The organism is Acidovorax sp. FG60 (assembly GCF_057808995.1).
In genome coordinates, this window is the sequence record NZ_JBMDJC010000004.1 from 300,187 (window position 1) to 318,924 (window position 18,738).

Consider the following 18,738-nt stretch of genomic DNA (forward strand, 5'->3'; position numbering starts at 1 on the left):
TCTGTCTCCGGTGGTTCTTGGAAAAATGCCGTCGTGGCGCCCTGCTGCGTGCTCTGCGGCACACTGCGCACTGGTTGCGTTGACGAACAAATTCTTTCCCATGCCCTCCCGACCTGCGAATTCAAACGTCCGGCTGCCGGACGAACGTGTGAGTGCGCACACGGCAGACGAACCGGCCGACGACCACGGCAGCCGCACGCTGCGGCGCGGCCTGCAGGTGCTGGACGCCGTTCTGGCCCATGGCCGCGACGGCGCGCGCGTGGTGGACCTGTGCCGCGCCGCCGCGCTGGAGCGGGCCCCCGTGTACCGGCTGCTCGCCACGCTGATGGAGAGCGGCTACGTGGCGCAGCGCGGGCGCTTTCGCTACGTGGCGGGCCCGCGCCTGGCCGCCCTGGCCGAGCCCCCGGGCCAGCCCAACCTGGCCGTGCGCCTGGCGCCTGTGCTGGAGCGAGTAAGCCGCGCCTGTGGTGACGCAGCCTTTGCCATCGTGCGCGAAGGCCCCACCTCGCACTGCATTGCACGCCATGTGGGCACGCACCCGGTGCAGATCCTGGTGATCCAGGTGGGCACGCGCCAGCCGCTGGGCGTGGGCGCCGCGGGCCTGGCGTTGCTGGCGGCACTGCCCGATGCCGAGATGCAGGCCTGCATCGACGCCAACGCGCAAGATCTGCCGCGCTACGGCGGCATGACGCCCGAGCGCCTGCAGATCCTGGTGCGCGCCACGCGCGAGCGCGGCTGGTCGGTGGTGGGCAACCACGCCACGCAGGGCGTGCTGGCGGCTGGCATGGCCGTGCGCAACGCGGCGGGCGAACCCGTGGCGGCGATCAGCGTGGCATCGACCGTGGACCGCATGCCGCGCGACCGCCAGCAGCTCATCGCGCGCTGGATGCGCGAGGCGCTGGCGGCGCACCTGCCCAATGGCATCTGAGCGGGTCTGCGGCACACTCTGGCAAGCCGCAGACGGACGATGCCAGCCAGCCGACGCCGCGAACGCCACCGAAGCAATTACTATAAAAATGATAGCTCTCAGCGATGAATGGACCAGCGCCAGATGGCAATTTGGCTTCAAACCAATGCTTCCCCTGCATTTCCTCCACCCTGTTGACCGCCCTGCATCCGAGTCACGCCACGCACCCTGAGGCACGCCCATGGAACTGAGACAACTGCGCTATTTCGTGCGTGTGGTGGAGCAAGGCTCCATGAGCCGCGCTGCGCTGGACCTGGACGTGGTGCAGTCCGCGCTGAGCCAGCAAATCACCCGGCTGGAGAGCGAGCTGGCCACCCGCCTGCTGCAGCGCACGCCGCGCGGCGTCACGCCCACAGAGGCAGGGCTGGCGTTCTTTCGCGAGGCGCAGCTCACCCTGCGCCATGCCGACCAGGCCGTGCGCGCGGCGCAGCAGGCGCGGCTGTCGGGCACCGTCACCGTGGGGCTGGCGCCCACCACTTCGGGCGTACTCGGCCTGCCACTGATGCAGGCCATGCGCACACGCTACCCCGACGTGCGGCTGCACATGGTGGAGAGCATGTCGGGCCACCTCACGGCCATGCTGCATGCGCGCGAGCTGGACCTGGCCGTGCTGTTCGACACGCGCCTGCACCAGGCGCAGCAGGCTACCGGCGCGCGCCGCTGGGACATGGCGCCGCTGCTGGAGGAAGACCTGTTCCTCATCTGCGCCCGTGACCGACGGGAGGGCCCCTGCAACCCCCGTGGCCGGCAGCTGCCGGAAACCATCACCGTCGCCGAGCTGGTGCAAGAGCCGCTGATCCTGCCCACTGGCCCACACGGCCTGCGCAGCACGCTGGACACCGCCTTTGCCCGCGACCGCGTGGCGCCGCACGTGGTGCTGGAGGTGGACTCGCTCGCCATGGTGATGGCCGCCGTGGACGCGGGCCTGGGCTCCACCGTGCAGCCCTGGGCTGCCATGGGCCGCTACCCCGATGCGGCCGAGCGCTTTCAGTGCGCACGCCTCACCGACGCGCCCGCGCGCCGCGTCAACCTGCTGTGCAGCCTGCCCGACGAAGAGCTCTCGCCCGCTGCGCTGGCCGCGCGGGTGGTGCTGACGGACTGCGTGCGTGAATTGGTGACGAGCGGCCAGTGGTTTGGCACGACATGGATAGGCACATCCCCCTGAGCGGCTGCGCCGCTTCCCCCTTCTCTCATCGCTGCGCGATGGGAAGGGGGACACCGCCCTCGGTGCGGTGGAAGAGCCCGGCGTAACACCCGCCGTGCCTCATCGCAGCCATCACGATCCGTGATACCCCCATGACCTGAACCCGCTGCACGGCGGGCCTGTGTCTCCCTACAGTCGCCATCACCCCGATGAACGACACGGCAACCACGCCAGGAGACACCCCATGGGTCCCACACCCCCCTCTTCATTCCCCCGCGCGCAGCGCACCGCCGGGAGCCACCGGCCATGAGCGGCGATGCTGTGGTCGATGTGCTGGTCATCGGTGGCGGCAATGCCGCCCTGTGCGCCGCCCTGATGGCACGCGAGGCGGGCGCCAGCGTGCTGCTGCTCGAATCCGCCCCGCGCGCCTGGCGCGGCGGCAACTCGGCCCACACGCGCAACCTGCGCTGCATGCACGATGCGCCGCAGGACGTGCTGGTCGATGCCTACCCCGAGGAAGAGTTCTGGCAAGACCTGCTCAAGGTGACGGGCGGGCTGACCAACGAACACCTGGCGCGCCTGGTGATCCGCGAGTCGAGCACCTGCCGCCCCTGGATGCGCCGCCACGGCGTGCACTTTCAGCCCGCGCTGGCAGGCACGCTGCATGTGGCACGCACCAACGCGTTCTTCATGGGTGGCGGCAAGGCGCTGGTCAATGCCTACTACCGCAGCGCGGAGCAGCTGGGCGTGCAGATCCGCTACGAGGCGCTCGTGGACCGCATCGAGATGGACGGCCGCCGCTTCGTCGCCGCCCACCTGGCCAACGGCGAGCGCATTGCCGCCAAAAGCTGCGTGCTGGCCGCTGGCGGCTTCGAATCGAACCGCGAATGGCTGCGCGAAGCCTGGGGCCAGAACGAGCGCGGCGAGTGGCCGGCCGACAACTTCCTGATCCGCGGCACGGCCTACAACAAGGGGGTGCTGCTCAAGCACCTGCTTGAAGACCATGGCGCGGACCGCATTGGCGACCCCACGCAGGCACACATGGTGGCCATCGACGCGCGCGCGCCGCTGTACGACGGCGGCATCTGCACGCGCATCGACTGCGTGTCGCTGGGCGTGGTGGTCAACCGCAATGGCGAGCGCTTCTACGACGAGGGCGAGGACTTCTGGCCTAAGCGCTATGCCATCTGGGGCCGCCTGGTGGCGCAGCAGCCGGGGCAGATCGGCTACTCCATCATCGACAGCAAGGCCATTGGCCGCTTCATGCCGCCCGTGTTCCCGGGCGTGAAGGCCGACACCCTGCCCGAGCTGGCGCAAAAGCTCGACCTGCCCGTGGACACCTTCATGCGCACGCTCAACGACTACAACGCCGCCTGCCGCGTGGGCCAGTTTGACCACACCACGCTGGACGACTGCCACACCGAAGGCGTGGCGCCCGCCAAGACACACTGGGCCCGGCCCATCGACATCGGGCCGTTCTACGGCTACGCGCTCAAGCCCGGCGTCACCTTCACGTACCTCGGCCTGCACACCGACGACACCGCCGCCGTGCGCTTTGGCAACGTGCCCAGCCCCAACCTGTTTGTGGCGGGCGAAATGATGGCGGGCAACGTGCTGGGCAAGGGGTACACCGCCGGGGTGGGCATGAGCATTGGCACTGCGTTTGGCCGCATTGCGGGCACGCAGGCAGCTTTGGCCTCCAAACGGCCGGTAGCGCCAGTCGCACATGCCTCAAACGCTACAAAACAAGGAGCAAACCATGCAAACGCTTGAGGCCCTGACGCGCGACGCCCGGGCGCTGGCAAATGGCGACATCGTGCTGTCTGCGCCCGAAACCGAGGTGGCGCGCCAGCTGCAGATCTGCAACGCCTGCCGCTACTGCGAAGGCTTTTGCGCCGTGTTCCCGGCCATGACGCGGCGGCTGAAGTTTGGCAAGGCCGACATCCACTTCATCGCCAACCTGTGCCACAACTGCGGTGCCTGCCTGCACGCCTGCCAGTACGCGCCGCCGCATGAGTTTGCGGTGAACATTCCGCAGGCCATGGCCCAGGTGCGTGGCCAGACCTACGCCGACTACGCCTGGCCACCCGCGCTGGGCCAGCTGTACCAGCGCAACGGCTTGACCCTGGCCCTGGCACTGGTGGCCGGGCTCACGCTGTTCCTGTTGCTGGCCGTGGCACTGCATGGGCGAGGAATCGCCGCGCTGTGGCAGGCCCCTGTGGGCGGCTTCTACGGCATCTTCCCGCACAACCTGCTGGTGGGACTGTTCGCGCCCGTCTTTCTGTTCGCCGTGCTGGCGCTGGGCCTGGGCGTGCGCCGTTTCTGGCGCGATATCACACCCGCCACCAGCGGCGCACCGCTGAGCGCGCCCGCCACGGCCGAGGCCACCGATGCCGTGCTGCGCCTGAAGTACCTGGACGGCGGCCACGGCGACGGCTGCCACAACGAGGACGACGCCTACACCTTGTCGCGCAGGCGCATGCACCACCTCACGTTCTACGGATTCATGCTGTGTTTTGCGGCCACCAGCGTGGCCACGCTGTACCACTACCTGCTTGGCGCGCCTGCACCGTACGACCTGCCCAGCCTGCCCAAGCTGCTGGGCGGCGTGGGCGGCATCAGCCTGGCGATTGGCACGGCCGGCCTGTGGCGGCTGAATCTGCGCCGCCACCCGCAACACGGCGATGCCGCACAAAAGCCCATGGACCGCGCCTTCATCGCCCTGCTGTTCCTCACCGCCACCAGCGGCCTGGCCTTGTGGGCCGCGCGTGGCACCGCAGGCCTGCCGCTGCTGCTGTGCCTGCACCTGGGCGCGGTGATGGCGCTGTTCGCCACCATGCCCTACGGCAAGTTTGCGCACGGCATTTTCCGCACCGCTGCGCTGCTGCGCCACGCGGTGGAAAAGCGCCAGCCCCACCCCATCGGTTTGAGCGCCGACTGAGCCAACGATCCATACACCACCCACGATGAAGGAGACACCCATGAAAAAACGCACCCTGCTGCACTGCGCCCTGGCGCTGGCGACCGCCCCCCTGGCGTTCGGCGCTGCTGCGCAAGACTTTCCGCCCAAGAAGCCCGTCACGCTCGTCGTGGGCTTTGCCGCGGGCGGTGCAGCCGACGCGGCGGCGCGACTGATTGCCAAGAAGCTGGGTGAGAACATCGGCCAGTCGGTGGTGGTGGACAACAAGGGTGGCGCCGGCGGCAATATCGCGCACCAGTTCGTGGCCAATGCGGCACCCGACGGCACGGTGCTGCTGTTCGGCTCGGTGGGCCCGCTCACCATTGCGCCGCACTTGATGAAACTCACCTACGACCCGTTCAAGGACCTGGCGGCGATCTCAGGCGGCGTGAACTTCCCCAACGTGCTGGTCGTGCACAAGGCTGCAGGCGCAAAGACGCTGGCAGAGTTTGTGCAGCTGTCCAAGAAGAAGCCTGGCAGCGTTGACTTTGCCTCCACGGGCGCGGGCTCGGCATCGCACCTGGCGGGCGAGCTTTTCAACCAGCGGGCGGGCATCGACATGACCCACGTGCCCTACAAAGGTGGGGCACCCGCCTTGCAGGATTTGCTGGGCGAGCGCATCACCTCCTACTTTGCAGCCCCACCCACGGCCCTGCCGCACATCGAAACGGGCAGGCTGATCCCGCTGGCCACCACGGGTCTCACGCGGCCGGCCTATCTGCCCAATATCCCCACCGTGGCGGAATCGGGCTTTCCGGGCTTTGAGGCGCTCAACTGGTATGCGTTTGTGGCGCCGGGCAAAACGCCGGTGCCGCTGCTGGAGCGCTGGAACCAGGAGATCGTCAAGGTGCTCAACGACCCGGCCGTGAAGGACGCACTGAACAAGCACGGCCTGACGCCCCAGCCCACCTCACGCGCCGAACTCACCACCTTCATGAAGAAGGAGTCGACCCAGTGGGCTGCCATCATCAAGGAGCGCAAGCTCACGGCGGACTGAGCTGGCCTCTGCGGGAAAGCGGTGCCCCCGCCGCACCATGCAGTTCAGGCCATCTTCTTGCGCGCCGCGCTGCCGCGTGCAGAAAAGCCGGCCCGTTCGCTGCTGGCCTGGGCCTCACCCAGCAGCCAGCGTGTGAACTGCGCGACCGCTTCGTTCTCGGCCAGTGCTGCACGGCTGCACAGGTAATAGCCCCGGTCCGTGTTCACGGCCGGGCTGAAGGTCAACACCAGCTGGCCCGACGCCAGTTCGGCTTCGATCAGCATGGGCTGGATCACCGTGACCCCCATGCCCGCACAGGCTGCAACGATCAGGTTGTTGCCCAGATCAAACCCCGGGCCCAGTACGGGGGCTAGGTCTATCCCTGCGGCCTTTTGCAGCCACAGCGCCCAATTGCCGGGAAAGTTGATGTGCTGCAGCAGCGTTGCCTTGAGCAGATCACGCGGTTGGCGCAGCTTGGCCGCCAGCGCCGGGGTGCAAGCGGGCACGATCTCCCGCCCCGCCAAGTAGCGTGCACGGATGCCGCGCGGCCAAGCGCGCCCGGGGCGCTTCACATTGACCCACAGGTCCACGTCGTCGCGCGTGAAGCTCTCATCGTGGTGGAACGGCCGCAGCTCGATCTCGATGTCCGGGTGCAGCGTGTGGAACTGGCCCAGCCGTGGGACCAGCCAGCGGGTGGCCAGGGTCGGTACTACGCTGACCCGCAGCCGACGCTTTGAAGCACGCACCCCGAACCGGCTCACGGCGGTCTCCAGGCCTGCCACATGGGCCTCCACCAATTGCTGGAATTCGCGGCCCCGCGCCGTGGGTAGCACCCGGGGGCCGGAGCGGTCCAGCAGCGTGCATTCCAGTCGCTGCTCCAGCCGCTGCACTGCCCGGCTGACAGCCGCCTGGGTCACGAACAGCACACCCGCCGCCTGTCGAAAACTGCCCAGCTGGCAGACCGCAAGAAAGGCGTGCAACTCGGGCAGCGAGGGGGACTTGAACTGCATGGTGGTGATTACATCCGGTTATCAGCGCAGATCAAATTGTCGTTTGCCCGCAGGCACCTGACTCCCTACGCTTCGCCCATCTGACCCCCTTTGATTCCCGAGAACCATGCAGCTACCCGAAGCCCTTCTCCCCGCCGCGCCCGTCCAGGTGCTCCTGCCCGCCACCGATGCCGCCATCCCTTTGGTCTGCGACTCTCCGCACAGCGGCACCGACTATCCGCCCGACTTTGGCTATGCCGTCTCCACCGCCGATCTGCGCAAGTGCGAAGACACCCATGTGCACTGGCTGTGGGACGCCGTGCCGCGTGTGGGCGGCACGCTGGTGCACGCCACTTTTGCGCGCAGCTACATCGACCCGAACCGCCATGAGCACGACATCGACCCCGCCATGCTGGCCGATGCCTGGCCCGGCAATACCGCCCCTACCGCCCGCACTTTGGAGCTGGGCATGGGGCTGGTTCCCAGCCACACCCCCACGCACCAGCCCATCTACGCGCGCCGCCTGTCGGCCCAGGAGGTTGCGCACCGCATCACCCACTACTGGCGCCCATACCAACATGCGCTGGCGCACGCACTGGAGGCCGCCGCCCAGCGTGGCCCGCGTTGGCACCTGAACTTGCATTCCATGCCCAGCAACGCCTACGAGCGGCTGGGCCGCGTGGCGCCCGGCCCGCTGGCCGACGTGGTGCTGGGCGACCTGAACGGTCGCAGCTGCAGCAGCGCATTCACCCAGCGCGTGGCCGAAGCTTTCCGCCGCCGCGGCTACTGCGTGGCCATCAACGACCCCTATGCAGGCCAGGAGCTGCTGCGCCGGTTCGGGGCGCCTTCGCGGGGTCATGAAAGCCTGCAGATCGAGATCAACCGGGCCATCTACCTGAACGAGCAGACGCGGGAGCCGCTGCCACACGCCAACCGCGTGCGCGCGGACATCACCGACCTGCTGCACGAGATGGCCGCCCATATCCGCAGCGCTTGCCTGGACAACGCCTGATTTCAACCAAGAGGACCCACCATGCCCACCCCCATGAACCGCCGCCGTTTTATCGCATCGACCAGCGCCGTGACGAGCGCCATTGCCCTGCCGGCACTGGCCCAGGCGCCCGACCGCTATCCCACACGTCCGATCACGCTGGTGGTGCCGTTTCCGCCCGGAGGCGCCGTAGACAACTCCGGCCGGGCGATAGCCGACAGGCTGGGCCGAGTGCTGGGGCAGCCCGTGATTGTGGAAAACAAAGGGGGCGCTGGCGGCACCATCGGCACCACGCAGGTGGCCAAGGCCCAGCCCGATGGCTACACGCTGATCGTCACCTCGCAGACCACGCATGTGATCAACCCCGCCCTGTCGGCCAGTCTGCCCTACGACGCGGTCAATGACTTCGCCCCCATCACGCTGATTGATCGCCTGGCCAATGTGCTCTTGATCACCCCCGGCCTGCCCGTGAAGAACTTCGCCGAGTTCGTGAAATACGTGAAGGAGAACCCGGGCAAGCTGAACTACGCCTCCTCGGGCAATGGCTCGCTGGCGTACCTGAGCATGGAGCTGCTCAAGGCCAAGCTGGGGCTGTCCATCACCCACATCCCCTACAGGGGCGCTGGCCCCGCGCTGACCGACCTGCAGGCGGGCCAGGTGCACATGACCTGGAACAACCTGTCCTCCAACCTCAGCATGGCTCAGAACGGTCGCCTGCGCGCTCTGGCGGTGGCATCGCCAATCCGCGCTCCCCAACTGCCGGATGTCCCGACCTTCGACGAGCTGAAGTTGCCGGAGCTGAACCTGACTTCCTGGACAGGTCTTGCCGCACCTGCAAAAACGCCGGAATCCATCGTTGCGCAGCTCTACGAAGCGATGCGTACCGTGTTGCGTGATCCGCAAACACAAAGGGCATGGAATGACCGCGGCGCTATGCTGCCTGATACCGTGAAGCCCGCAGAGTTTCGCAAGGAGATTCAGCAGCGCATCGGTTTTTACAAGAACATCGTGAAGACCCACAAGATCTCCGTGGATCAATAGTGCCCACTCCCCATCCGTGCGGAATGGGCGAAACATATCCCCGACCTCGTGCGCATGTGGGCAAGCCATCAGTACGTTGGAACATCGCCTTCAACTGACCCATCCGCTCGCACCAGCCCATCATTCAGCAACTGCGCAAGCCAGCCGCCGAGCACGGTGGGGTCGCCTTGCCACAGGCCGCTGCCCAGCAGCGCCGCGCAGGCGTCGTGCACCGAGGCACCGGCGTGCAGCGCTTGCACCCAGGCGGCCTCGGCCGCGTCGAGCGTGCGAAAGTGCGGCTGGTGGCCTTTGCGCCAGACCAGCAGCGTGGCCGGTGCAGGCAGGGCCACGGCCTCGGGCACGTCGTCGTCGGTATGGATGGCGTTCCACACCCCCACAACGTTCGTCATGATCGCGCGCAGCAAGGCGCTGGGGTGCAGTACACCAGGGCGGGTGGTCCAGGTGTCCGACGCCTGAGCAGCCGCAGTCTCCAAGGTCGGCACATCGGCACTGTCAAAGCGGGTGCGCAGATCCCAGTCGAGCTGGGCCAGTTCATGCAGCTCAGGGTTGTCGGGGTACGCCGCGCGCAGCGTGCCCACCAGGCCTTCGCCATAGCGGTTCAGGCTGCGCGTGCGCGGCGGATGGGCCACGGCGTAGTCGCGCGCATGGGCCTCGAAGGTGTCTGACCCCATGTAGAGGCAAGTCTTGGCATAGGTGTCGGCCAGCACCTCGGCCAGCCGGGCGCGGTAGGCATGGTGGTAGATGGGCAGGCGACCTGTGATGAGGTCTTCGGGCATTTCGGGCGGCAGCGCATTCGCCAGCACGCGGTCGGCAAAGTGGCGCTGCACCGCAGCCAACCCAGTCAGGTCTGCCGTGGGGGCCAGGGTGATGGAGGTGATCGCGACAGGCTCGGGTGGGGCCACGTGCTCCGCGGCAACGCGCCGGGCGATGGCCATTTCATCCAGCAGCTCGGCCAGCGGCGGGATGTGGTCGTCGCGCTCGATCATCGCGGCCACAGCGCCAAAACGCTGGCAGGCCTGTGCGTACAGGTCCCACACCGGCTGCGCCACCGGGTGGTCGTGCGTGTCGATGATGTGGTCGCCGTTGTCGCTGTGCCCAGCCAGGTGAATTTGCTGCACCCGGTGCGCGGGCAGGGCATGCAGATAGGTCAGTGGGTCGAATCCATGGTTCACGCTGCTCACGTAGATGTTGTTCACATCCACCAGCAACAGGCAGTCGGCCTCTTGCGCAATGTGGGCCAGAAACTGCCACTCGCTCGCGCTGTCATGCCGGTAGCGGATATAGCTCGACACGTTCTCCAGCACCAGCCTGCGTCCGAGCACATCCTGTGCGCGACGGATCTGTGCGATCACATGCCGTGCAGATTCGTCGGTGTAGGGCAGCGGGTACAGGTCGTGCAACTGCTCGGGGCCAGGGCCCGTCCAGCACAGGTGGTCGGACACCCACAGCGGCTCGATACGGTCGGCCAGCGCCTTCACGCGTTGCAGATACGGCACATCCACACCCTGCGACGCACCGATGGACATGGCCACGCCATGCATGGCCACGGGGTAGTCGCGCCGGATGGCATCGATCACCGCCAGAGGTTTTCCACCGTCGATGAGGTAGTTGTCGGTGATGATTTCCAGCCAGTCCAGTGGCTGCTTGCGCGCCAGGAAATCGGCGTAGTGCTGCGTGCGCAGCCCCAGGCCAAAGCCGGTGCCGCGCGTAGCGATGAGGTCATGTGCCATGGCGAAATCAAGGTATCAAAGTGCGGGCACTGGGCAGGATCGCCGAGACTGGCACGCCCTAATGCCAGCACCGCCGCGCAAGGGCCGCCCCGCCGCGCTGGCGGTGTCCCCCTGGGGGGATGGAGCGCAGCGCCTCAGGGGGGCTTGTTGCCTTATCCCTTGATGTCGCCGATGGTGCCCTTCTCCATCAGGCACTGGGCCGCGGTCTTGGCCTTGAAGCCGTGGCCCTTGCAAGCGTTCTGGCCCTTGCAGCTGTGCTCGGCCGTGGAGCAGTCGCTATTGCCCTTGCAGTCGTGCACGTTGTAGCAGTGCACCTTGTCGTTGGCGCCGATGGCGGCGCCTTTGGAGCCCTTGGGCGCGTCGGCTGCAAAGCTGGTGGATGCCAGTGCCAGCAGCGCGGCAGACAGGGCGAAAGATGCAGTGGTCTTGGTGTTCGTGGACAGCATGGCGGGTAACTCCGTAGGCGTTAAGGGATGAGTAATCAGGTGGTTAGATCGCGCTGCACCGTGCCGCGCTCTCTGCCTGGTAATTCGTCCCCCGCACGCTGCGGGTTACATGCAGTCCAAAAACTTTTTTGCGTGGTGCCTCGGCGTTATTGCGCAGAAGGTTCGGTCACCGAAATGTCGGTGTGCACCAGCGTCAGCGGAAACCGCTGGCCCGCCAGGTAGTCCTCCAGGCAGCGCAGCAGCAGGGGGCTGCGATGGCGCTCGGGGCAGGCGCGGATCTCATCGGCCGTGAGCCACAGCGTGCGCACGATGCCGGTGTCGAGCGTGCGCCAGTCGTGGTGCGTGCCCAGCGAGCCCGCAAACGCAAAGCGCATGTAGGTGATGTCGTCGCCCGTGCGCGTCTTGGTGAAGCGGTTGAGGTACACGCCGATCAGCGCCGTGGGCTCGAAGTCGTGCGCGGTTTCTTCCAGCACCTCGCGGGCACAGGCCTGGATGGGCGATTCGCCCGGGTCCAGGTGGCCGGCGGGGTTGTTGAGCTTGAGGCCGTCGGTGGTTTCTTCCTCGACCAGCAGAAAGCGGCCGTCGCGCTCGATGAGGGCGGCCACGGTGACGTTGGGTTTCCAGCGGTGGGGCATGGCGCGCATTATGACGAGGGGCGGTGACGCCAAGCCTACAGCGTGCGCGCCATGTACACGGCGCCTTCGCCGTAGCTGGCCAGGCGGGCCTGCTGGGTGGCGTCCTGCAAGGGGTGCAGCGCATAGCCCTGCCGCTGCCAGTAGGCCTGCGAGCCCTGCACCGAGACCAGCGCGCTGTGCCGCAGCCCTTCTGCACGGGCCTGCGCCCACAGGGGCTGCAGCAACGCATGGGCCAGGCCTTGCCCCGCATGGGCAGGGAGCACGGCCATGTCGTGCAGGTACAGCGTGTCGTGTAGGGCCACGGCCTCAAAGTCGCCGTGCAGCGGGGTGACCTTGCCGCGCACGCTGCGGTAGGCCGCCAGGTAGGCGCACACCGAGCCGCCGCGCTCCAGCACCAGCGAGCAATTGGCAGGGCTGGCGAGGCGGCGGGCAAACACCTCGCCGCTCTCCACAAACCCCTCGCCATAACAGGCCAGTTGCACGGTCAGCAGGCCGGCCAGATCGCTCAGCGCCAGCGGGCGCACCACCACGGACATGAGTGAGCTTGGTTTTGATCAATCAGTGCGGCAGCACGGGCGCCTGCACGAAGTCGTCGAGCGACAAGCCCTTTTCCTTCAGCAGCGCCTCCAGCACGGGCTGCAGGCGGCCCAGGCTCTCCTGCACGGCCTCGCGCACGGTGTCCACCACGACCTGGGTGCTGCGCTCGATCTCGATATTCAGGCGGTCGCCTACCTTCTTGGCTTCAAACACCGTGGCACGGCGTGTTTCGGGAATCATCCAGATCTCGAACCAGCCCTCCTGCCGGTTCACCTCGGCCACCGTGAGGCTGGCCCCGTGGATGGCGATGTAGCCCTTGGCAAAGATGTAGCGGCGAAACGCCTCGGGCACGGCCACGCGCCACACCAGGTTGTTGTCGAACTCGCGCCGCTCGATGAGCGTGCCGGTGAAGTCCACATGGCCCGACAGCGGGTGGCCGCCAATCTCGGCACCGTCCTTGGCCGCGCGCTCCACGTTCACGCGGTCGCCCTGGCCGTAGCTGCCCAGCGTGGTGATGTTCAGGCTCTGCAGCATCACGTCGAAGTTGGCCCGCGTGGGCGACAGGATCTCGGTGACCGTGAGGCACACGCCGTCGGTGGCCACGCTGGCGCCAATGGCCAGGTCCTGGCAGAAGCCCTCGGGGAAATCGAGCGTGAACGTGCGCAGCCCTGCGCGGTCGTGGATGGCGGCAATGCCTGCCGTGGCTTGGACGATGCCTGTGAACATGGTGGCGCGGCTTGTGGAGCGTTGGAAGGGGAACCGGGAATTTTGCCACCCGGCCCCCACCGCGCGCTGGCGCCGGGTTACTTGGCTTGCAGTAGCCCGCCCACCTCCAGCAGCACCAGCTCGTTGTCATCCGCCTTGTTCGGATCGCGGCTGCTGCTGAAGGGCAGGTTGTTGTCGTTGCCCACCACGATGTGCGTGCCGTCCACGATGTCCACGTTCTCGATGGTGAAGAACGGGAAGGTCAACACACCGTTGTTCAGCGGCTTCTTGGCCAGGCGCTGCGGGTCCTGGATGTTCATGAGGTCGATGTAGCCCACCTTGCGGATCTCGCCGCCCACGTTGGCGTCGCTCATCTCCACCTTGTAGACGCGCTTGAACTTGGCCAGGTCGTGGAAGCAATCCGTGCGCTTCTGGCCTTCGGGGCAGGCCTTGTCGGCCGTGCCTTCGCCGTTGTCGCGCTCGATGATGAGGCCCATGCTGGCGTCGATCATGTTGAAGTCGCCAATCGCGTGGTGGTTGGCCTCCAGCACGTACTTCCAGTGGCGGCCGGTCCATTGCTCGGTCTTCACGTCGAACTCCAGCACGCGCAGGTACTGCTTGCCGCCCACGTTTTCATACGCCTTGGCATCGTCGTTCCACAGCGCGCCTTCGAGCAGGGCGTAGAGCTTGCTGCCGTCCTTGCTGGCGGCCATGCCTTCGTAGCCCTTGGAGCGCTTGACCACAAACGCAGTGGGCTTGGCATCAGGCGCGCCGGGCATCAGCACGCCGGGCGCATCGGGCGATCGCACGGTCTTGCCGTCCACCTGGGTCTCGAAAACGCCGAGCACCTTGCCATTCAGGTCGGCCTTGATGAGGAAGGGGCCGAACTCATCGCCAATCCACAGCGCGCCACCGGCGAACTGGAAGCTTTCGGGGTCGAAGTCGGCGCCGGTCAGGTAGCGCTTGTCGGTGCCTTCGTGCGTGATGCGAAACGGGATCTTCTTGTCCGGGTCGTGCAGGAAGATGGTCTTGTGGCGATTGAACTGGCCGCTTTGGAAATCCACGGTGTAGTGGCTCAGGTGCAGCATGAAGTCGGGCGAGTTGGCCTTGGAGCCCGCGCCGTTGTCGGTCAGGATCCAGAACGACCCATCGGCCATGCGCTTGATGCCCGAGTGGCCCTGGATGGGCTGGCCCTGGAACGGCAGCGACACGCCGGTTTCGCGGCCGCCCGACTGGCCCATCACGCTGCCCACGGCGTCCACCCGGCGGGGTGTGGTGAACTTGCCCGCCACCTGCAGGTCGTGTGGCGCGTCCTTGGGGGCGGCAATCATCGTCAGGGCGGGCAGCACCGCGTGGCCGGTCAGCGTGGCGGGGTAGGCCTGCTGGGCCAGGGCTGCAGAAGAGGCGGCGCACAGCAGGGCTGCACTGGCGGCGATGAAGGAGAGTCGGAACATGTTCATGGGGAATAAAGCCAAAACCCGCACGATGCCGCGCCCTTGTGACGCCACCATGAAAGGCAGGCACCAGGATATGCCCCGGCATGCAGCCAATGGACACGGACCTTTTGCCAGGGTCGAGAGTCACACTCGCCTTGCGCTCCCCCACCATTCCCCACCCACAACGCTGGACAGCCCCTATTCCCTATGGACACCCTTTCTGCATTGCAATCCCTCGGACTGGAACTGCCCAGCCCCGCCTACATCGCAGGCGCCATCGTGTTTGGCCTGATCGGCATGGCGGCTTACTGGCACGGCAAAAGAGCGCAGCAGCCACGCACCCGCTGGTGGGGCGTGGCGCTCATGTTCTACCCCTACGCGGTTTCGCGGACCTGGATGCTGTTTGCGGTGGGCGTGGCGCTGTGTGCGGGTCTGTGGCTGGACATGCGGCGCGGCTGAAACGCAGGCGACGGTTGTGCGCAACACGCTATTATTTTCATAGCTCATTGCGCTTGATGGATAAGCGACAGGGCCATTTTTAGTGAAAATTTCTGGCGCATCACACCAGCCGCTGCAATGCCTGGCGCCGCCATACCCCGTGGAAGTACAGCCCCTGCAGCACCAGGGCGCACAGGTACGTGGCGGGGTAGGCCACCCAGGTGGCCACCAGCCCAAACTGGCGCCCCAGCAGCCAGCCCAGCGGCACGATGAGGCAGGCCAGGCACCCCAGTGAAATGAGCGTGGGTGCCAGCACCGTGCCGCTGGCACGCATCACACTGGAATACACGCTGGCCCATCCAAAAAACACCGCGCCCCACACCGTGATGGGAAGCACGCGTGCGGCGATGTCGATCACGCGGGCGTCGGCCACAAACAGGCCCACCACCCAGGGCGCAGCGCCAAACATCAGCAAGGCCAGGCCGCCGGTGAGGAGCAGGTTCATGCGCATGCCGGTGCGCGTGACGGCCGCCAGCTGCTGCCCGTGGCCCGCACCCATGGCCTGCGCCGCAAACACCGACGACGCAATGGCCACGGCCATCGCCGGGAACAGCACATACGACATCACCTGGCTGGCGGCCCCCCACGCCGCCGTGGCTGCCGAGCCATGCGCGTTGACCAGGCTGAGCAGGCCCAGGTCGGCCAGCGAGCCGGTAATGAAGAACAGGCCCGTGGGCACGCCCAACCGCACCAGGGTGCGCAGCAAGGCAGCGTCCAGCCGCAGATGCGCGGCCAGCGCCCGCGTGGGGGCCAGCACATGCGCGCGGCGCCGCAGGTGCCAGGCCGTGTAGCCCAGCGAGCACAGCGTGGCCAGCAGCAGCGCGGCCACGCCACCCAGGATGCCCAGCGCAGGCAGCCCGAGGGCAGGCACGCCCCGGATGAACAGCGGCGCGCACACCAGCGTGACCGACAGCGACACCGCCAGCGCGCGCAGCGGCGTGACGGTGTCGCCCGTGCCACGCAGCAGCGCCGCCGTGAGCATGGAGGTGAACAGCACGGGGAACAGCACCATCATCCCCCGCGCATAGGCCACCGCCTGGGGCAGCACGTCGGCCGGCGTGCCCAGCAGCAGCATCAGAGGCCGCACGGCCAACAGCCCCAGGGCGGCCAGCACCAGGCCCAGCAGCACCCCGGCGCACAGCGTGGTGCCCGCCACGGCATGCAGCCGCGCGTGGTTGCGCGCGCCAAAGGCCTGGCCCACCAGGATGGACGACCCATTGCCCAGCCCAAAGATGAAGGCACTGAGCAGCAGGAACAGCGGCATGAACGAGGCCACCGCCGCCAGCGAGCCCGCACCCAGCAGCCGCCCCACGTAGATGTGGTTCACCGTGCCGGTGAGCGCCTGCAGGATGTTGGTGAGCACCAAGGGGCCCAGGAACACGAGAAAGCGCCGGTCGAGCGAAGGCGGCGGGCTGCCGGGGTGGGCCTTGTCCGTCATGGTGCTGCGCCCTCCATGAGCCCGGGGGTCTGGGTGCTGTGGATACACACCCGCGTGCCCGCTACCACCCGGTCAAACAGGTCGATCACATCCGCGTTGGTCATGCGCACGCAGCCGTGTGACCGCGGCACGCCCATGGGGCAGTCGTCCGGGCAGCCGTGGATGTAGATGTAGCGGCGCAGCGTGTCCACCGCTCCGCCCCGGTTCACGCCAGGCTCGCAGCCCGTCAGCCACAGGATGCGGCTCAGGATCCAGTCGCGCCCCGGGTGCTCAGCGGCCAGCGCGGGCGAATAGATCTCGCCTGTGGCACGGCGCCCCACAAACACCGTGCCCGGCGCACAGCCCGCGCCCACCTTGGCGCGCACGCGGTGCAGACCGCGGGGAGTGCAGCCGCTGCCGTTGTGTTCGCCCACGCCGTTCAGGGCGGTGGATACCGGGTAGGTGCGCAGGGTGGCCCCGTCCAGCATCAGGTGGAGCTTCTGCAGCGCCACGTCGATGTGCACTTCGGGGCCCGCCATCGGCATTCAGCCCGCCGCCACCAGCCCGGCACCGTGCCCGCGCGTGAAGGCCTCTTCAAACACCGAATAGCCCGACCAGTCGCTGTGCGCAAACGCGAGCCGCGCCGTGGTGGGGGTGGGAATCCAGGGCGATTGCTCACCATTTGATAGCTGTTTACGCTTACCTGATAAGCGCTGGATGCCAATTTGGCTTAAAAAGCCCTGCATGCCAGGTACCGGGATGGCCATGGCGTGGCCGTAGCGGGTGATGTCCACGCGTGTGGCGCGCTGGCGCAGGTCGGGGTGGGGCACGGCCAGGGTGGCCAGCGCGGCCTCAGCCCAGGGTTGCCAGGGCTGGGTGGCCAGCTGCTGGCGGCCGCCCTGCACATCGCCCAACGCCTGGTAGTAGGTGAGCACGGTGGGCCCGGCCAGCGCGGCGCCCGTGTCCAGCCGCTGGTGCCCAGCGTTCACGTACCCCAGGCCACCAGCGGTGGGGGCGGCGTAGAGCACGTTGTCCCACGCGGGGGCAGCGCCGGGGCGGTCGGTGAGCGGGCTGTCGATGTGGATGTTGGCCACCAGCCAGGGGGCCGACTGCAGGCGCTGCGCGGCGCCGGTCAAAAAAGCGGGCGGGTTGTGCACCACCCGCGCCGCCACGAACACGGGCAGCGCCACGACGCAGCGCGGCGCCTGCCAGCGCTCCACGCTGTCAGTGGCATGGTTGAAGGCGTCCACCTCCACGCCGTGGCGGGTTTCGGTGATGCGCAGCACGCTGGTGGCGGTGCGCAGCTGGCCGCCGCCATTCACAGTGTTGGCAAGCGGCTCGGCCAGGCGCTGGGTGATCCAGCCGTTGCCTTCGGGCCAGGTGAGCACGCTTTCGCGCGCCTCATCCACCGCCTCGCCCGGCGCGTGAAAACCGTGGCGGCTGGCAAAGTAGTGGATGCCCGCCCAGGCCGACACGCGCGCCACGCCCGCGCCGTAGTCGTCGCGGCAGCAGTAGTTCAGGTACCAGAGCAGGTGCTCGTCATCCAGGCCCTCTTGCGCCAGCCAAGCACTGAAAGTCATGGCATCCAGAGCCTGATGGGCGGGCGCTAGAGGCTTTTTTGGCCCCAACAGCTTGAGCGCAGGCATGGCAAACCGCGCGGCCTTCGCCTCTCGCTCCACCGCCTGTGCAAAGCGGCGGTATTGCGCCAGCGTCGCTTCGCTAACACCGTGCACGGGCAGCAGGCCTTCTTGCCACTCGCCGTCAAAAAACAGGCGCTCCTGCGGGCTGTGGCACAGGTGGCGTTCGTCGTACTGCCAGCGGCCAGCCACGCGGCGGCGCAGGCCCAGCTCTTCCAGCAGATCCTGCACCTCGCGCGCATCGTCGCCGGGCACGGGCAGGTAGTGCGCGCCCAGCGGGCAGGCAATGCCGCTCACGGCCCCGCCCCGGCTGTTGCCGCCAGCACCGTCTTCCAGCTCCAGCAGCGCAAAGTCCTCCACCCCCGCCAGCCGCAGCGACCGCGCCGCAGCGAGCCCCGCCACGCCACCGCCCGCGATGATGACCTGGGCACGGCGGACTACGCTGGGAGCGGGCAGGGTGCCGGTCTTGAGCAGGTCGCGCAGCTGGTGGCCCCGCGCCATGTCGATGCCGGTGAAGCCGCCTTCCAGCGCGCGTGGTGCACGGTCACAACCCGGCAGCAGCATGCCCGTGGCGGCCGAGGCTGCAGCGGTGGCAAGGAAGTGGCGGCGTTGCATGGGAGGCTGACTCTG

The 18,738-nt window shown here is 67.5% G+C and carries 18 protein-coding genes; 8 read left to right on the forward strand and 10 right to left on the reverse strand.

Going from position 1 to position 18,738, the window contains the following annotated elements; translation table 11 throughout:
• The first annotated feature begins 100 nt into the window (after positions 1–100).
• From ACODS0_RS08505 to ACODS0_RS08525, 5 genes are all read left to right on the forward strand, one after another.
• Positions 101–928 carry an IclR family transcriptional regulator gene (locus tag ACODS0_RS08505; RefSeq protein WP_228897139.1) on the forward strand — a complete coding sequence of 276 codons (828 nt, stop codon included), beginning with the start codon at positions 101–103 and terminating at the stop codon, positions 926–928.
• A 220-nt stretch (positions 929–1,148) separates the two neighbouring features.
• Positions 1,149–2,132, forward strand: a complete 984-nt coding sequence (locus tag ACODS0_RS08510) for a LysR family transcriptional regulator (RefSeq protein WP_488834250.1) — start codon at positions 1,149–1,151, stop codon at positions 2,130–2,132.
• Positions 2,133–2,417: 285 nt separating this feature from the next.
• Positions 2,418–3,884: an FAD-dependent tricarballylate dehydrogenase TcuA gene (tcuA, locus tag ACODS0_RS08515; RefSeq protein WP_431151258.1), complete on the forward strand. Its 1,467-nt coding sequence runs from the start codon at positions 2,418–2,420 to the stop codon at positions 3,882–3,884.
• Positions 3,871–5,052, forward strand: a complete 1,182-nt coding sequence (gene tcuB / locus ACODS0_RS08520; RefSeq protein WP_488834253.1) for a tricarballylate utilization 4Fe-4S protein TcuB — start codon at positions 3,871–3,873, stop codon at positions 5,050–5,052. Before tcuA ends, tcuB begins: the two co-directional genes overlap by 14 nt.
• Before the next feature lie 40 nt (positions 5,053–5,092).
• On the forward strand, positions 5,093–6,067 hold the full coding sequence (locus ACODS0_RS08525) for a Bug family tripartite tricarboxylate transporter substrate binding protein (protein ID WP_431151260.1): 975 nt from the start codon (positions 5,093–5,095) through the stop codon (positions 6,065–6,067).
• A 44-nt stretch (positions 6,068–6,111) separates the two neighbouring features.
• On the opposite strand, the gene ACODS0_RS08530 is transcribed toward ACODS0_RS08525, so the two are convergent.
• Positions 6,112–7,056, reverse strand: coding sequence for a LysR substrate-binding domain-containing protein (locus ACODS0_RS08530; protein WP_488834256.1), 945 nt, complete (start codon positions 7,054–7,056; stop codon positions 6,112–6,114).
• A gap of 106 nt (positions 7,057–7,162) precedes the next feature.
• On the opposite strand from ACODS0_RS08530, the gene ACODS0_RS08535 reads away from it, so the two are divergent.
• Positions 7,163–8,047, forward strand: a complete 885-nt coding sequence (locus tag ACODS0_RS08535; protein ID WP_488834258.1) for an N-formylglutamate amidohydrolase — start codon at positions 7,163–7,165, stop codon at positions 8,045–8,047.
• Positions 8,048–8,068: 21 nt separating this feature from the next.
• Positions 8,069–9,067, forward strand: a complete 999-nt coding sequence (locus ACODS0_RS08540) for a Bug family tripartite tricarboxylate transporter substrate binding protein (protein WP_121508130.1) — start codon at positions 8,069–8,071, stop codon at positions 9,065–9,067.
• A 68-nt stretch (positions 9,068–9,135) separates the two neighbouring features.
• On the opposite strand, the gene bufB is transcribed toward ACODS0_RS08540, so the two are convergent.
• The 6 genes from bufB to ACODS0_RS08570 all read right to left on the reverse strand — a co-directional run bounded on the left by bufB (position 9,136) and on the right by ACODS0_RS08570 (position 14,574).
• Complete coding sequence (gene bufB, locus ACODS0_RS08545) at positions 9,136–10,797, reverse strand: MNIO family bufferin maturase (RefSeq protein ID WP_488834260.1); 1,662 nt, start codon at positions 10,795–10,797, stop codon at positions 9,136–9,138.
• Positions 10,798–10,949: 152 nt separating this feature from the next.
• On the reverse strand, positions 10,950–11,243 hold the full coding sequence (bufA2, locus tag ACODS0_RS08550) for a BufA2 family periplasmic bufferin-type metallophore (RefSeq protein ID WP_121508129.1): 294 nt from the start codon (positions 11,241–11,243) through the stop codon (positions 10,950–10,952).
• Between the two features lie 146 nt (positions 11,244–11,389).
• The gene (locus tag ACODS0_RS08555) at positions 11,390–11,878 is read right to left on the reverse strand and encodes an NUDIX hydrolase (RefSeq protein WP_121422951.1); all 489 of its coding nucleotides are present in this window, start codon (positions 11,876–11,878) and stop codon (positions 11,390–11,392) included.
• Positions 11,879–11,913: 35 nt separating this feature from the next.
• A complete protein-coding gene (locus tag ACODS0_RS08560; protein ID WP_488834264.1) occupies positions 11,914–12,414 on the reverse strand; it encodes a GNAT family N-acetyltransferase in 501 nt (166 codons plus the stop codon).
• Between the two features lie 22 nt (positions 12,415–12,436).
• Positions 12,437–13,141, reverse strand: coding sequence for a riboflavin synthase subunit alpha (locus tag ACODS0_RS08565; protein ID WP_218300792.1), 705 nt, complete (start codon positions 13,139–13,141; stop codon positions 12,437–12,439).
• 77 nt (positions 13,142–13,218) lie between these two features.
• Positions 13,219–14,574, reverse strand: coding sequence for an esterase-like activity of phytase family protein (locus tag ACODS0_RS08570; protein ID WP_488834265.1), 1,356 nt, complete (start codon positions 14,572–14,574; stop codon positions 13,219–13,221).
• Between the two features lie 189 nt (positions 14,575–14,763).
• Here ACODS0_RS08570 and ACODS0_RS08575 point away from each other — a divergent pair, with 189 nt between their 5' ends.
• Complete coding sequence (locus ACODS0_RS08575; RefSeq protein WP_436129406.1) at positions 14,764–15,015, forward strand: hypothetical protein; 252 nt, start codon at positions 14,764–14,766, stop codon at positions 15,013–15,015.
• A gap of 100 nt (positions 15,016–15,115) precedes the next feature.
• Here the strand turns inward: ACODS0_RS08575 and ACODS0_RS08580 are convergent, their stop codons facing one another.
• From ACODS0_RS08580 to ACODS0_RS08590, 3 genes are read right to left on the reverse strand one after another with little or no spacing between them, the layout of a single operon-like run.
• Positions 15,116–16,492, reverse strand: coding sequence for an MATE family efflux transporter (locus ACODS0_RS08580; RefSeq protein ID WP_488834266.1), 1,377 nt, complete (start codon positions 16,490–16,492; stop codon positions 15,116–15,118).
• Entirely contained in the window at positions 16,489–17,010 is a 522-nt protein-coding gene (locus tag ACODS0_RS08585) for a L,D-transpeptidase family protein (protein ID WP_488834268.1), read from the reverse strand. The genes ACODS0_RS08580 and ACODS0_RS08585 overlap by 4 nt, the downstream gene beginning before the upstream one ends.
• Before the next feature lie 6 nt (positions 17,011–17,016).
• Positions 17,017–18,723, reverse strand: coding sequence for an NAD(P)-binding protein (locus tag ACODS0_RS08590; RefSeq protein WP_488834270.1), 1,707 nt, complete (start codon positions 18,721–18,723; stop codon positions 17,017–17,019).
• Between the last annotated feature and the right edge of the window lie 15 nt (positions 18,724–18,738).

What these genes read in the sequence shown, in the direction of transcription:
- ACODS0_RS08530 (WP_488834256.1), bottom strand. Translation starts at nt 7,056, where the DNA reads ATGCAGTTCAAGTCCCCCTCGCTGCCCGAGTTGCACGCCTTTCTTGCG.
- ACODS0_RS08560 (WP_488834264.1), bottom strand. Translation starts at nt 12,414, where the DNA reads ATGTCCGTGGTGGTGCGCCCGCTGGCGCTGAGCGATCTGGCCGGCCTG.
- ACODS0_RS08570 (WP_488834265.1), bottom strand. Translation starts at nt 14,574, where the DNA reads ATGTTCCGACTCTCCTTCATCGCCGCCAGTGCAGCCCTGCTGTGCGCC.
- tcuB (WP_488834253.1), top strand. Translation starts at nt 3,871, where the DNA reads ATGCAAACGCTTGAGGCCCTGACGCGCGACGCCCGGGCGCTGGCAAAT.
- ACODS0_RS08535 (WP_488834258.1), top strand. Translation starts at nt 7,163, where the DNA reads ATGCAGCTACCCGAAGCCCTTCTCCCCGCCGCGCCCGTCCAGGTGCTC.
- ACODS0_RS08540 (WP_121508130.1), top strand. Translation starts at nt 8,069, where the DNA reads ATGCCCACCCCCATGAACCGCCGCCGTTTTATCGCATCGACCAGCGCC.
- ACODS0_RS08505 (WP_228897139.1), top strand. Translation starts at nt 101, where the DNA reads ATGCCCTCCCGACCTGCGAATTCAAACGTCCGGCTGCCGGACGAACGT.
- ACODS0_RS08575 (WP_436129406.1), top strand. Translation starts at nt 14,764, where the DNA reads ATGGACACCCTTTCTGCATTGCAATCCCTCGGACTGGAACTGCCCAGC.
- ACODS0_RS08590 (WP_488834270.1), bottom strand. Translation starts at nt 18,723, where the DNA reads ATGCAACGCCGCCACTTCCTTGCCACCGCTGCAGCCTCGGCCGCCACG.
- ACODS0_RS08580 (WP_488834266.1), bottom strand. Translation starts at nt 16,492, where the DNA reads ATGACGGACAAGGCCCACCCCGGCAGCCCGCCGCCTTCGCTCGACCGG.
- ACODS0_RS08585 (WP_488834268.1), bottom strand. Translation starts at nt 17,010, where the DNA reads ATGGCGGGCCCCGAAGTGCACATCGACGTGGCGCTGCAGAAGCTCCAC.
- ACODS0_RS08510 (WP_488834250.1), top strand. Translation starts at nt 1,149, where the DNA reads ATGGAACTGAGACAACTGCGCTATTTCGTGCGTGTGGTGGAGCAAGGC.
- bufA2 (WP_121508129.1), bottom strand. Translation starts at nt 11,243, where the DNA reads ATGCTGTCCACGAACACCAAGACCACTGCATCTTTCGCCCTGTCTGCC.
- tcuA (WP_431151258.1), top strand. Translation starts at nt 2,418, where the DNA reads ATGAGCGGCGATGCTGTGGTCGATGTGCTGGTCATCGGTGGCGGCAAT.
- ACODS0_RS08555 (WP_121422951.1), bottom strand. Translation starts at nt 11,878, where the DNA reads ATGCCCCACCGCTGGAAACCCAACGTCACCGTGGCCGCCCTCATCGAG.
- ACODS0_RS08565 (WP_218300792.1), bottom strand. Translation starts at nt 13,141, where the DNA reads ATGTTCACAGGCATCGTCCAAGCCACGGCAGGCATTGCCGCCATCCAC.
- ACODS0_RS08525 (WP_431151260.1), top strand. Translation starts at nt 5,093, where the DNA reads ATGAAAAAACGCACCCTGCTGCACTGCGCCCTGGCGCTGGCGACCGCC.
- bufB (WP_488834260.1), bottom strand. Translation starts at nt 10,797, where the DNA reads ATGGCACATGACCTCATCGCTACGCGCGGCACCGGCTTTGGCCTGGGG.